12 protein-coding genes are annotated in these 13,154 nt (G+C 74.0%); 9 read left to right on the forward strand and 3 right to left on the reverse strand.

The window, feature by feature from the left end; translation table 11 throughout:
- Positions 1-215: 215 nt before the first annotated feature.
- Entirely contained in the window at positions 216-1,238 is a 1,023-nt protein-coding gene (locus VGI02_RS09590; protein WP_331627106.1) for a 4-hydroxy-3-methylbut-2-enyl diphosphate reductase, read from the reverse strand.
- Positions 1,239-1,349: 111 nt separating this feature from the next.
- Between VGI02_RS09590 and VGI02_RS09595 the strand changes: the two genes are divergently transcribed.
- From VGI02_RS09595 to VGI02_RS09610, 4 genes are all read left to right on the forward strand, one after another.
- A complete protein-coding gene (locus tag VGI02_RS09595; RefSeq protein ID WP_331627107.1) occupies positions 1,350-1,913 on the forward strand; it encodes a lipid droplet-associated protein in 564 nt (187 codons plus the stop codon).
- Positions 1,910-3,148, forward strand: coding sequence for an exodeoxyribonuclease VII large subunit (gene xseA, locus VGI02_RS09600; protein WP_331627108.1), 1,239 nt, complete (start codon positions 1,910-1,912; stop codon positions 3,146-3,148). Before VGI02_RS09595 ends, xseA begins: the two co-directional genes overlap by 4 nt.
- 108 nt (positions 3,149-3,256) lie before the next feature.
- Complete coding sequence (locus VGI02_RS09605; protein ID WP_331627109.1) at positions 3,257-3,499, forward strand: exodeoxyribonuclease VII small subunit; 243 nt, start codon at positions 3,257-3,259, stop codon at positions 3,497-3,499.
- A 39-nt stretch (positions 3,500-3,538) separates the two neighbouring features.
- Positions 3,539-4,642 (forward strand): hypothetical protein, encoded by a 1,104-nt coding sequence (locus VGI02_RS09610; protein ID WP_331627110.1) that lies wholly within the window; start codon positions 3,539-3,541, stop codon positions 4,640-4,642.
- 295 nt (positions 4,643-4,937) lie between these two features.
- Here VGI02_RS09610 and VGI02_RS09615 read toward each other — a convergent pair whose 3' ends face one another.
- Entirely contained in the window at positions 4,938-5,498 is a 561-nt protein-coding gene (locus VGI02_RS09615) for a DUF4245 domain-containing protein (protein WP_331627111.1), read from the reverse strand.
- Between the two features lie 94 nt (positions 5,499-5,592).
- Between VGI02_RS09615 and glpX the strand changes: the two genes are divergently transcribed.
- From glpX to VGI02_RS09630, 3 genes are all read left to right on the forward strand, one after another.
- Positions 5,593-6,690, forward strand: a complete 1,098-nt coding sequence (gene glpX / locus VGI02_RS09620; protein ID WP_414638233.1) for a class II fructose-bisphosphatase — start codon at positions 5,593-5,595, stop codon at positions 6,688-6,690.
- Positions 6,691-6,751: 61 nt separating this feature from the next.
- A complete protein-coding gene (locus tag VGI02_RS09625; RefSeq protein ID WP_331627113.1) occupies positions 6,752-8,179 on the forward strand; it encodes a class II fumarate hydratase in 1,428 nt (475 codons plus the stop codon).
- 73 nt (positions 8,180-8,252) lie between these two features.
- Entirely contained in the window at positions 8,253-9,806 is a 1,554-nt protein-coding gene (locus tag VGI02_RS09630) for an ATP-dependent DNA ligase (RefSeq protein ID WP_331627114.1), read from the forward strand.
- Between the two features lie 30 nt (positions 9,807-9,836).
- Here VGI02_RS09630 and VGI02_RS09635 read toward each other — a convergent pair whose 3' ends face one another.
- The gene (locus VGI02_RS09635) at positions 9,837-10,517 is read right to left on the reverse strand and encodes an O-methyltransferase (protein ID WP_331627115.1); all 681 of its coding nucleotides are present in this window, start codon (positions 10,515-10,517) and stop codon (positions 9,837-9,839) included.
- A gap of 67 nt (positions 10,518-10,584) precedes the next feature.
- Between VGI02_RS09635 and VGI02_RS09640 the strand changes: the two genes are divergently transcribed.
- Positions 10,585-11,508 carry a LysR family transcriptional regulator gene (locus VGI02_RS09640; RefSeq protein ID WP_331627116.1) on the forward strand — a complete coding sequence of 308 codons (924 nt, stop codon included), beginning with the start codon at positions 10,585-10,587 and terminating at the stop codon, positions 11,506-11,508.
- 83 nt (positions 11,509-11,591) lie between these two features.
- Positions 11,592-13,061 (forward strand): GuaB1 family IMP dehydrogenase-related protein, encoded by a 1,470-nt coding sequence (locus tag VGI02_RS09645; protein ID WP_331627117.1) that lies wholly within the window; start codon positions 11,592-11,594, stop codon positions 13,059-13,061.
- The last annotated feature ends 93 nt before the right edge of the window (positions 13,062-13,154 follow it).

The following is a 13,154-nucleotide window of genomic DNA, read 5'->3' on the forward strand; positions in this document are numbered from 1 at the left end:
GAGGACCGGATGCGGGAGGAGCGGCTGCGCGAGGAACAGGAACGACGCGGACCGGGTCAGCCGCCGCCGGGAGTGCACCCGGTGCGCGAGCGCCGGCCGGACGACCGGCCGCGCTGACCACCCGAACCGACGACCGGCCGCCGACCCGACGACCGGCCGAGCCGGCCCGCGAGCCCTGACCGCGAAAAGCGTCGGCGGCCTGGCCGCGACAGGCGTCAGCGCACGGCGTCGGGCCGCATGTCGCGCTTGAGCTCGCGCGGCAGCGAGAAGGTGAGCTTCTCGTTCGCGGTGGTGATCTCCTCGACCTCGCCGTACCCGCGGTCGGCGAGCCAGTGCAGCACGTCGCCGACGAGGATCTCCGGGACCGAGGCCCCACTCGTGACGCCGACCGTCGTCACGCCCTCGAGCCAGCTCTCGTCGATCTCGCCCGCGTGGTCGACGAGGTGCGAGTCGCGGGCGCCGGCCTGGAGGGCGACCTCGACGAGGCGCACCGAGTTCGACGAGTTCGTCGAGCCGACCACCACGACGAGGTCGCACTGCGGGGCCATCGCCTTCACCGCGACCTGCCGGTTCTGGGTGGCGTAGCAGATGTCGTCCGACGGCGGGTCGGAGATCGCCGGGAACCGCTCGCGCAGCGCGGAGACCGTCTGCATCGTCTCGTCGACCGACAGCGTCGTCTGGGAGAGCCAGATGACCTTCTCCGGATCGCGGACCTCGACGGCGTCGACCGCACCGGGGCCGTCGACCACCTGGATGTTCTCCGGGGCCTCGCCGGAAGTGCCCTCGACCTCCTCGTGCCCCTCGTGACCGATGAGCAGGATGTCGTAGTCGTCGCGGGCGAAGCGCTTGGCCTCCTGGTGGACCTTCGTGACCAGAGGGCACGTCGCGTCGATGGTCCGCAGCTCGCGCTCGCGGGCCTGCGAGTGGACCGCAGGCGAGACGCCGTGCGCGGAGAAGACCACCGTGGCGCCCTCGGGGACCTCGTCGGTCTCCTCGACGAACACCGCGCCGCGCTCGGCGAGGGTCGTCACCACGTGCCGGTTGTGCACGATCTCCTTGCGCACGTAGACCGGCGGGCCGTACGTCTCGAGAGCCTTCTCGACGGCGATGACGGCCCGGTCGACGCCCGCGCAGTAGCCACGCGGCTTGGCGAGCAGCACCCGCCTGGTCGCACCGGTGCCGTCGGTGCCGCCGGCGTTCTCGACGGTGGTGGTGTCGGGTCCCGGGGAGACGGACATGCCTCGAGCGTACGGGCCGACGGCCTCACGGGCCGCCCGCGCGCGAGCCGCGACGGGCCCCACGCCGTGGGGATTCGCACAGCCGAGCCGTGGGCTGGCAGGGTGTCTCCTATGAGTTCCCTCCCGTTCCCGGTGCGCGTCGCCGCCGGCCTGGTCGTGACCGCGGTCGAGGAGGTGCAGTCCCTCCCCCGCACGATCGTGGGCCTGCCGATCACGGCCGCGAGCCAGGTGCTGCAGCTCTCGATGCGCGCGCAGCAGGTCGTCACCGAGCTGGCCATCAAGGGCGACACCGCTCTCGAGGGCGCACGGCCGGTGGAGGAGGCCCCGTCCTGGGCGCGTTTCGACGACGACACCGACGGCCGGACGCCTCTCCCGCCCCGTCGCGCACCGTTCGACGACGCCCTGGCGGCGCCCCGGTCCCCGGGGTCCACCAACGGTCACCCCCGTCCCGTCGGCGGCACCGCGATCGGCCTGGCCGAGGAGACCCCGAGCGTCACCCCGGACGCCCTGCCCGGCTACGAGACCATGACGATCGCCCAGCTCCGCGCGCGCCTGCGCGGCCTGTCCGTCGACCAGCTGGCCGAGCTGCTCGCCTGGGAGTCGGCGCACGCCGACCGCCCGCCCTTCGTGACGATGCTGACCAACCGCATCGCCACGCTGACCGCGGAGTCGTGAGCGCGCCCGGTCCGGACCCGGCGACGACCGCCGAGGCGCCGTGGCCGGTGCGCACGGTGGCCCTGAAGGTCTCGAAGTGGATCGACCGTCTCGGGGCGCTCTGGGTGGAGGGTCAGCTCACCCAGGTCACCGCCCGCCCCGGGACGGGCACCGCCTTCCTGACGCTGCGCGACCCCGCGGCCGACGTGTCGCTGTCGCTCACCGCGCCCGCGCAGGTCGTCCGCGGGGCGACACCGCCACTCGCCGAGGGGCAGCGGGTCGTGGTCCACGGCAAGTTCTCGTTCTACTTCGGGCGCGGGACGCTCTCGCTGCGGGTCGACGAGGTGCGCGCCGTGGGGGTCGGCGAGCTGCTGGCCCGCATCGAGCGGCTGCGCGCCCTGCTCGCCGCGGAAGGACTGTTCGACCCCGCCCGGAAGCGCAGGCTGCCGCGTCTGCCCGGCTGTGTCGGCCTCGTCACCGGCCGGGCGAGCGCCGCCGAGCACGACGTCGTGAGCATCGCCACCGGGCGCTGGCCCGCGGTGCGGTTCCGGGTCCTCAACACCGCGACCCAGGGCGTGCAGGCGGTCCCCCAGATCCTCGACGCCCTGGAGACGCTCGACCGGGACCCGGAGGTCGACGTCATCGTCCTCGCGCGGGGCGGCGGCAGCGTCGAGGACCTGCTGCCGTTCTCCGACGAGGCCCTCTGCCGCGGGGTGGCGAGCTGCCGGACACCCGTGGTGACCGCCATCGGACACGAGCCCGACACCCCGCTCGTCGACCACGTCGCCGACCTGCGCGCCGCGACCCCCACCGACGCCGCCAAGTCGATCGTCCCGGATCTCGCGGAGGAGACCGCGCACCTCGAGCACCTGCGGACCCGCGCGCGGCGCGCCCTGCACGCGTGGGTCGAGCGGGAGGAGGCGGCCCTGGCCCGGCTGCGCTCCCGACCCGTGATCGCCGACCCGCTGCGGGCCGTGGCGGTGCGGGAGGACGAGGTGGCGGAACTGGTGCGGTGGGGACGCCGGGTGGTCGACGGCGGGCTGCGCGAGCGCGACGCCGACGTGCGGCACCTGCGCGCCTCCCTCACCGCGCTCGGGCCCGCCGCGACCCTCGCCCGCGGCTACGCGATCGTGCAGGCCGGGGGCGAGGTCTCCGCGCCGGTGCTCCGGTCCGCCGACGACGCGGCGCCGGGCGACGTCCTTCGCGTGCGGCTGGCCGACGGCGCCGTCCACGCCCGGGTGGAGGCCGAGGGGTGACAGCATCACGAGACGTGTCAGCGATGCGGCATCGCTGACACTGGACGTCAGTAGCTCCACATCCTCGATGACGCCGATACTCGATCCGCCCCCCCGGGAGGAGGACCCATGGCCGCCGACAAGGCCGCCGACAAGGCCGCCGCCACGCCCGACGACGAGCCCGGCTACGAGCAGGCCCGCGAGGAACTGGCCGCCGTCGTCGCGAAGCTCGAGGCGGGCGGGCTCTCGCTGGAGGACTCGCTGGCCCTGTGGGAGCGCGGGGAGTCGCTGGCTCGCACCTGCGAACGTCACCTCGCGGGCGCCCGCGAACGGGTGGAGACCGTCCTCCGCGAGGCCGAGTCCCGCGAGTAGCCACACCCCGGGCGGGGCCGTCGGCCACACTGTGCGTCCATGAGCGGTGGCAAGGGCGGTCCTAGCGGCCCCGAGGACGGGTGGGCGCGGACGATCCGCGAGGCCCACGACGGGTACCACTCCGGGACACGGGCCCACCGCGATCCCGACGTGCTCGTCGACGACGTCGTCACCTGGCGGATGCTCTCCCCGCACCTGATGCGCGCGCTGCTCTTCCTGGTCGCCCCGACCGTGCTGCTGCTGATCTGGCTGCTGCTCGACTACCTCGCCAGCACCTCCAGCCCGTCGATCACCGGGCGGCTGATCATGAATGTGATCGCCGCCGTCACCGCGGTGCTCTACCTCGCGGGGCTCGCGTCGTTCTTCGCCCCCGCCAAGGAGCCGATCGCCGAGTACTCCCGGCTGCTCGAGGGCCGCGCCGCGGCCGCACGCGGCGCCTACCAGTGGGTCAGCCGCGCCGCGCAGGCCCGCCGCACGCCGGCCGAGGTCACGCCGAGCACCGTCGCGGGCGTGCCGGTACTGCTGTTCCGGCAGCGCAGCGAGCGCGCGATGCTGCTGGTGCAGCCGTACGGGACCGACCTGTACGTCGGCTGGACGATGTGGCGCTCGCGCTCCACCGCGACCCTGCTCGCCCATTTCCTCCGCGACACCTTCGGTCGCTACGCCCCGCTGCCGGTCTTCTCGTCCGAACTGCGCGCCGCGTCCACGCGCGCGATGCGCGAGAGCGTCCACTCCCTCGCGCGCGAGGGGGTCGCGGCCGCCGCCCACGCCGAGGAGGTCCGGGAGCGCGAGCAGCAGGTCGCCGGACACGACGACCGCCGGTACGACGACGGGTACGACCACCCCAGCTACGACGAGCGCCCCAGGTACGCCGAGCGCCCCAGGTACGACGAGCGCCCCAGGTACGACGACGGCAGGCGTGCCGACCACAGGGACGACGGCGGCGGGTACGACGACCGCCGCCGCGACCAGGACCCCGGCCCCGCCGTCCCCGACCCCGCCGTCGCGGGCCGACCCGGCTCGGGCGCGCTCCCCCGGTCCGCGCCCACACCCGACCCGACGGCGGGCTGGGCGACCGAGGAGGAGCGCGAGCCGGTCGCGCGCCCCGCGCCCGAGGGCTGGGGTCCGCCCCCGAGGGACTGACCAGCAGGGACCGAGCCCGGGCCGGCCCGCCCCGATATCGGGCCCGAGCGTCCTTGTCGCGGGCTCCCGCCCCGGGCAACCGGTCTTGTCGTTCTGAATCACTGCGACAAGAGCCCCCGAGTGCCGCGAAGGCCCGCGACCCTCGAAGATCGCGAACCGGGCGGCAAAGTGATCGCTGAGCGAGCACTTCGCCGCCCGAATCGTGCTCATGGCCGCGGCGCGAACGATGGGTGGCGCCTTCCGCTCGCCCGATGACAGGAACGGGCCATTGCGGTCACGGCCGGAGGCGCGGACCTCAGCCGCGCGGCACCACCGGTGACCCCAGCGCCGTCGTCGCCAGCTGCACGAAGCGCGCGGGCGTCCCGTCCCCGGTCATCAGCCAGCGCTCGCCATCCACGTCGGTCACCCAGACCGCCTCGCCGCGCAGCCCGCGATAGGTCGTCCACGGGCGTCCGCCCGCGGACACCGGCCCGGAGGCCTGCGGCGCGCCCTGCTCGGACGCGACCAGCGCGGCCTCCGGCGCGTCGGACTGCACCAGCCGCACGAACCCGTTCTCCGGCGTGAGCCACCCGATGCGGAACGCGCGCGCCGTCCCCACCGGGCGCACGTCGGAGGACTGCGGAATCCAGTCGGCGGGCATCGCGGGGGCGCGCACGGCGAAGGGCAGCGAGCCGGCGGCGTCCCGCGAGATCTCGGCGACGTCGATGCGGTGGACCGATCCGCGGTCGACGGCGGGGGTGGTCGGGGAGAACGAGCAGGCCCGGGTCAGTCCCGTGAGGGCGAGGACGATCACCGCGAGCACGATCGTCCCGATCGCCAGCGGGCCCAGTGTCGATCCCCCGCGCGGCGCGCTCACCACAGCCTCCGTTCCATGCCTCCATCGTTCCAGTGGCGGGCGCCCCGGACCCGGCCGGTCGATGCCGGTTCCGTGACCGCGCTGGTCTGGGAGGATGAGGGTTCCGCCCGCACTGCACCCGACAGGAGAGAACTCGGTGACCTCCACGCAGTCCCCGGCCCCCGCCCGTCGCCCCGAGGCCCCCGACCGCAACCTCGCGCTCGAACTGGTGCGGGTGACGGAGGCGGCGGCGATGGCCGCCGGACGCTTCGTCGGGCGCGGGGACAAGAACGGCGGCGACGGGGCGGCCGTCGACGCGATGCGCAAGCTCATCGGCTCGGTCTCGATGCGCGGCACGGTGGTCATCGGCGAGGGCGAGAAGGACGAGGCGCCGATGCTCTACAACGGCGAGGAGGTCGGCAACGGTGACGGGCCGGAGTGCGACGTCGCCGTCGACCCGGTGGACGGCACCACCCTCATGGCCAAGGGCATGCCGAACGCGCTCGCCGTCCTCGCCGTCGCCGAGCGGGGCGCGATGTTCGACCCGTCGGCCGTGTTCTACATGGAGAAGCTCGCCGTCGGGCCGGAGTACGCCGACGTCGTCGACATCACCGCGACGGTGAAGGACAACCTGCGCGCCATCGCGAAGCGCAAGGGGTCGGGCATCCCGGACGTCACCGTCGTCGTCCTCGACCGGCCGCGTCACGACGACCTCGTCCAGGAGATCCGCGACGCGGGCGCGCGCATCCGGTTCATCTCCGACGGCGACGTCGCCGGCGCCATCGCGGCGGCCCGTCACGAGAGCGACGTCGACCTGCTGCTCGGCGTGGGCGGCACGCCGGAGGGGATCATCGCGGCGTCGGCGATCACCTGCATGGGCGGGTCGTTCCAGGGCCGGCTGTGGCCGAAGGACGACGAGGAGCGCCGGAAGGCGATCGCCGCGGGCCACGACCTCGACCGCGTGCTGCACACCAGCGACCTCGTCCGCGGCGAGAACATCTTCTTCTGCGCCACCGGGGTCACCAACGGCGATCTGCTGCGGGGCGTGCAGTACCGCGCGGGCGGGGCGACCACGCAGTCGCTCGTGATGCGCTCGAAGTCCGGCACGGTCCGTCTCATCGACGGCTTCCACCGGCTCAAGAAGCTGCGCGAGTACTCGACGGTGGACTTCGGCGTCGAGGAGCTCGAGAGCGACGAGAGCCCCTGGGGATAGGTGGCCCGAGCCACTCCCACCCCGACTCGTCCGGCGCCCGGCCAGGCGCGAAAATGCGGCCATGGGCAATGACGCAGGCACGAAGGAGTACCGGACCGAGCACGACACCATGGGCGAGGTCCAGGTGCCGGCCGCGGCGCTCTACGCCGCACAGACGCAGCGCGCCGTGGAGAACTTCCCCATCTCCGGCCGGCCGATCGAGCCGGCGCAGATCCGCGCGCTCGGGCTGGTCAAGGGCGCCGCGGCACGCGTGAACTCCTCGCTCGGGGTGATCGACGCCGGGATCGCCGACGCGATCTCCGCGGCCGCCGACGAGGTCGCCTCCGGCGCGCACGACGGCGAGTTCCCCATCGACGTCTTCCAGACCGGGTCGGGCACCAGCTCGAACATGAACGCCAACGAGGTCATCGCCACCCTCGCGAGCCGCGCGCTGGCTTCCTCCGGGTCTGACCAGAAGGTCCACCCGAACGACCACGTCAACGCCTCGCAGAGCTCGAACGACGTCTTCCCGACGACGATCCACCTGGCCGCCACCGAGGCCGTCGTCACCGACACGATCCCCGGGCTGGACCACCTGGGCGCCGTGCTCAACCGCAAGGCCCAGGACTGGAAGCACGTGGTGAAGTCCGGGCGGACCCACCTGATGGACGCCGTGCCGATCACGCTCGGGCAGGAGGCCGGTGGCTGGGCCACCCAGTGCAGCCACGGTACCGAGCGGCTGCGCGCCGCCCTGCCGCGCCTGGGCGAGCTGCCGATCGGCGGCACCGCGGTCGGCACCGGGATCAACACCCCGGAGGGCTTCGGCGGCAAGGTCGTCGAGGAGCTGCGTCAGGCCACCGGCATCCCCGAGCTGACCGAGGCCCGCGACCACATCGAGGCCCAGGGCGCGCGCGACGGGCTCGTCGAGATCTCCGGGGCGCTGCGCACTGTCGCCGTCAGCCTGTACAAGATCGCCAACGACCTGCGCTGGCTCTCCTCCGGCCCCTCCACCGGCCTCGCCGAGATCCACCTGCCCGACCTGCAGCCCGGCAGCTCGATCATGCCCGGCAAGGTCAACCCGGTGATCTGCGAGGCGACGATGATGGTCGCCGCACAGGTGATCGGCAACGACGCGACCGTCGCGTTCTCGGGCTCGCAGGGCAACCTCGAGCTCAACGTCATGATGCCGGTGATGGCCCGCAACGTGCTGGAGTCCGCACGGCTGCTCGCGAACGCCGCCCGGCTGCTCGCCGACCGCGTCCTCGAGGGCACCCAGCCCGACGAGGAGGCGTGCCTGCGCTACGCCGAGTCGTCGTCGGCGATCGTCACGCCGCTCAACCGCCTCCTCGGCTACGAGGAGGCCGCGAAGATCGCCAAGAAGGCAATGAAGGAGCGCAGGACGATCCGCGAGGTCATCGACGAGGACGGCTACGTCAAGGAGGGGAAGCTGACCCAGTCCCAGCTCGACGAGGCCCTGGACGTCCTGGCCATGACGCGCGTGGACTCCTAGGGGCGAGCGGAGCGACGGGGAGAGCTAGGGGCGAGCGGAGCGACGGGGAGAGAATTTTCGGGTAGTCCGGCGCATGCTCTTCACCGCCGTCGTCGAGGCCTCGTCACAGGTTGGCGCGACCCGTTCCCGCAAGGCCAAGACCGCGGCGCTCGCCGCGGTCCTGGCCGGCGCGGGCCCCGACGAGGTCCGTCCGGTCAGCGCGTGGTTGGCCGGGGAGATGCTGCAGGGCCGCACCGGGATCGGGTGGCGGACGCTGTCGGGGCTGACCGTCGACCCCGCGGCCGGGCCGTCGCTGACGGTCGGTGACGTCGACGCTTCCCTGGACAGGCTCGCCGCGATGGCCGGCTCGGGCACCGGCGTCGGCGCCCGGCGCACGGCCGAGCTGACGTCGCTGCTCGGCTCGGCGACCGCCGACGAGGGCCGCTTCCTCGTCCGGCTGCTCGGCGGCGAGCTGCGCCAGGGAGCACTCGAGGGGCTGATGATCGAGGCGGTGGCGTCGGCGGCCACCCTGGCGAGCGAGGCGACGGGCAGTCGTGTCGAGGTCCCCGCCGACGCCGTCCGGCGCGCGTTCATGCTCTCGGGCCGGCTCCCGACGACGGCGGTGGCGGCGTTGACCAGCGCCGACCCGGTCGCCGCGCTGGGGTCCGTCGGCCTCGAGGTCATGCGCCCGGTCCGCCCGATGCTGGCCTCCCCCGGTGACTCGCTCGACGCGACTCTCGCCGACCTGGGGCCTCCCGACGGCGAGCCGGGCGTCGTCGTCGAGCACAAGCTCGACGGAGCGCGCATCCAGGTGCACCGACGCGGGGACGACGTCCGGGTCTGGTCCCGGACGCTGCACGAGATCACCGATGCGGTCCCCGAGATCGTGGCCTACACGCGCGGGCTCGCCGTCGACACCGTCGTCCTCGACGGCGAGACGCTCGCCGTCGCCGAGGACGGCAGGCCGAGGGCGTTCCAGGACTCGATGAAGGGCCTGGGCAACGGCGTCATGCAGCCGTGGTTCTTCGACTGCCTGCACCGCGACGGGACCGACCTGCTCGACGAGCCGCTCTCGACCCGCCGTCGGGTCCTGGCCGAGGTCGTGGGCGACCGCATGATCCCCTCGGTCGAGCGCCCGACGGCCGAGCGTGCCGCCGAGGCGATCTCCGAGGCGCTCGCCGCGGGTCAGGAGGGCTCGATGGTGAAGGCCCTCGACTCGACCTACTCCGCCGGCCGCCGCGGGAAGGCCTGGCAGAAGATCAAGCCCGCGCACACCCTGGACCTGGTCGTGCTGGCCTGCGAGTGGGGCTCGGGACGGCGGCGCGGCTGGCTCTCGAACATCCACCTCGGGGCGCGCGGCGCCGACGGCGAGTTCGTCATGATCGGCAAGACCTTCAAGGGGATGACCGACGAGACGCTGCGCTGGCAGACCGAGACGTTCCCCCGGTACGAGACCCACCGCGACGACTGGGCGGTGTACCTGCGCCCGGAGATCATCGTGGAGATCGAGCTGGACGGGGTGCAGACCTCGACCCGCTATCCCGGCGGCGTCGCGCTGCGGTTCGCCCGGGTGGTGCGCTACCGCGACGACAAGCCGGCCTCCGAGGCGGACACCATCGAGACGGTGAGGGGCCTCCGGCACGGGTGAGCGGAGTCCTCGCTGGAACGACGCATCCGCTCACAGGCGCACGCTCATCTCCAACCCGTCCCCGAGCGGGAGCGGCTGCGAGCGGTAGCCCTCGCCGCGGACATGGGCGAGATAGTCCGCGAGGGCGTCGGGGAACCGGTCGGTGTCATCGGCGATCACCAGGGCGCCCGGGCGCAGCCGCGGCTCGACGACACGCAGGACCGGCAGGTACAGCTCGCTCCACCCGTCGAGCAGGAGCAGGTCGACCTCGGGCAGGCCCGCGAGCGTCTCCCGCGCATCGCCGACCCGCAGGTCGACGAGGTCGTCGAGCCCGGCGCGGCGCAGGTTGGCCGCGGCGACGGCGGCCTTCGTCGGCTCCAGCTCGGTCGTGATCACGGTGGCGCCGCCGTTGTCGTCCCGCCCGCCGTTGTCCCGCAGCGCCGCCGCGAGGAACGTCGTCGAGACCCCGAACGAGGTGCCGAACTCGACGACGGTGCGCGCGCCGGTGGCGCGGACCAGCGTCGCCAGCAGGTCCCCCACCTCGCGGGGCACGCAGATCCAGGCCTCGCGCAGCTCCGGCGCGAGCGCGGTCTCCGAGATCGGGCCGGTGGCGGCCACCCGGGTGACCAGGGCCTCCAGCTCGGGTTCCTGGGCGTCGGCGGCGTGCAGCATCTCGTCGAGGAGTGTCCGAACGGGGTCGGTGTCGAGCGTCGAGCGCACGGTGTTCGTCATGGCGACGACGCTAGGACGGTCGCGGATTGTGTTGTAGACACGCGTACTAAGTCTAGGATTGCGTCTCGTGCAATCCGTCGACCTCAACCTGCTCGAGGTGCTCGACGCGCTACTGCAGGAGGGCAGCGTCACGCGGGCCGCGGAACGGCTGCACCTCAGCCCGCCCGCGGTGAGCCGCTCGCTCACCCGGCTGCGTCGCATCACCGGGGACCCGTTGCTGGTCCGCGCCGGACGCACGTTGGTCCCGACACCGGCCGCCGAGGCGATGCGGGGCCCCGCGCACGAGGTCCTCGCCGCAGCGCAGGGGCTGCTCTCCACCCGGACGACGCCGACCGACGCCGAGCTCGAGCGCTCCCTCGACGCGGTGCTCACGGTCCGGACCGGCACCGACGCCGCCGAGGAGTTCGGTCCCGACCTGCTGGCCGCGATCACGGCACGGGCTCCCGCGGTGCGCCTGCGGCTGGTCGGCGAGGGCGACGAGAGCGCCACGGATCTCCGCGACGGCACGGTGGATCTCGACCTCGGCGCCCCGATCACCGGCGACGACGGCCTGCGGCACGAGACGCTCGCCCACGACGTCATGGTCGTGGTCGGGCGGACCGACGGCGCGTTCGCGCGGCGCGTGGCGGGCCGGGATCCGACGCCCACCGATCTCACCACCGCCGGCCACGTGAACGCCTCGCGGCGTGGAGTGTTGCGCGGCCCGCTCGACGACGCGCTCGAGGCCCTGGGCGAGGCGCGCACGGTCGTCGCGACCGCACCGGGGTTCTCCGCGGCCTGCACGCTGGCCCGGTCGGCCGACCTCGTCTGCCTCGCCCCCGAGCGCCTCACCCGGCGGGTGCGGGGCGCCGAGCTGCGGACCTGGCCGTGCCCGGTCCCGCTGCCCGCCGTGAACGTCGGCCAGACCTGGCACCGGCGCACCGACACCGACCCGGTGCGGCGCTGGCTGCGCGACCGGGTCCGCGAGGTGGCGTCGCCCCACGAGCCGTAGGCACCCGACCGCACCTTCCCGTCCACCCCCCGTCGCCGCCACCCGCCCGTCCACTCGCCCTCCTGCCGGTAACCTGTGCGCACGTGCGGTTCCTCGACGGCCACGGCCCGGCTCATGACCTGACCTACGACGACGTCTTCCTCGTCCCGGAGCGCTCGGACGTCGCCTCCCGGTTCGACGTCGACCTCGCGGTCGCCGACCCGTCGGGCGCGACGATCCCCATTGTCGCGGCGAACATGACCGCCGTGTCCGGCCGGCGCATGGCCGAGACGCTGGCGCGCCGCGGCGGGATGGCCGTCATCCCGCAGGACGTCGACGCGGCCGCGATCGCGGACATCGTCGCCGGGGTGAAGTCGCGGCATACCGTCTGGGACACCCCCGTCGTCCTGAACCCGGGCGAGGCGGTGGCCGACGCGCTCAACCTGGTCAACAAGCGCGCGCACGGTGCGGTCGTGGTCGTCGACCGGGCGAGCGGAGCGACGGGGGATGGATACGACGGCGGGCGCCCGCTCGGCGTCGTCCGCGAGGCCGACTGCGCCGGAGTCGACCGGTTCACACGGCTGGCCGACGTGCTGGTCCCCGCGGTGACGGTCTCGGTGGGCACCGAGCCGCGGACCGTGTTCGAGAAGCTCTCCGCGCCGGGCGCCGGCGACCTCGCCCTCGGGATCGACGACGGCGGCCGGCTCGCCGGGGTGCTGACCCGCACCGGCGCCCTGCGCGCCGAGGTCTACACCCCGGCGCTCGACGCGGAGGGCCGCCTGCGGGTGGCCGCCGCGCTCGGGGTGAACGGCGACGTCGCGACCCGCACGAAGGAGCTCGGGGCCGCCGGGATCGACGTGCTCGTCGTGGACACCGCCCACGGCCACCAGCAGAAGACGATCAGCGCGCTGCGGACGGTCCGCGCGACCGCCCCGGGCGCCGTCGTCGTCGCGGGCAACGTCGTCACCGCCTCCGGGACCGCCGACCTCGTCGACGCGGGCGCGGACATCGTGAAGGTCGGCGTCGGGCCCGGCGCGATGTGCACGACGCGCATGGCCACCGGGGTCGGGCGACCGCAGTTCTCGGCGGTCGCCGAGTGCGCCGTGGCGGCCCGCGAGCGCGGCGCGCACGTGTGGGCCGACGGCGGCGTGCGCCACCCGCGCGACGTGGCGCTGGCGCTGGCCGCGGGCGCGTCGGCGGTGATGGTGGGCTCGTGGTTCGCGGGGACCTACGAGTCGCCGGGCGACCTGCAGCGCGACGAGTCCGGGGCGCCGTACAAGGAGTCGTTCGGGATGGCCTCGAAGCGGGCCGTCACCGCGCGCACGCGCACCGACTCGGCCTTCGACCGCGCCCGCAAGGGCCTCTTCGAGGAGGGCATCTCCTCCTCGCGGATGCAACTCGACCCGGCCCGGCCCGGCGTCGAGGACCTGCTCGACGCGATCTGCGCGGGGGTGCGCTCGGCCTGCACCTACACCGGGGCCGAGACGCTGGAGGAGTTCCACGCCCGCGCGGTGATCGGGGTGCAGTCCGCCTCGGGCTTCGCGGAGGGCAGGCCGCTCCCGACCGGCTGGTGAGCGTTCCGGCTCTCCCCCTGGGCCGCCGTCGTTCTGAGCGAAGGGCCCCTCCGGTCGACTAGATCGGCCGAGGGGTGCCCTTCGCTCAGTACG

It is taken from the genome of Actinomycetospora sp. (assembly GCF_036497245.1).
Lineage (GTDB): Bacteria > Actinomycetota > Actinomycetes > Mycobacteriales > Pseudonocardiaceae > Actinomycetospora.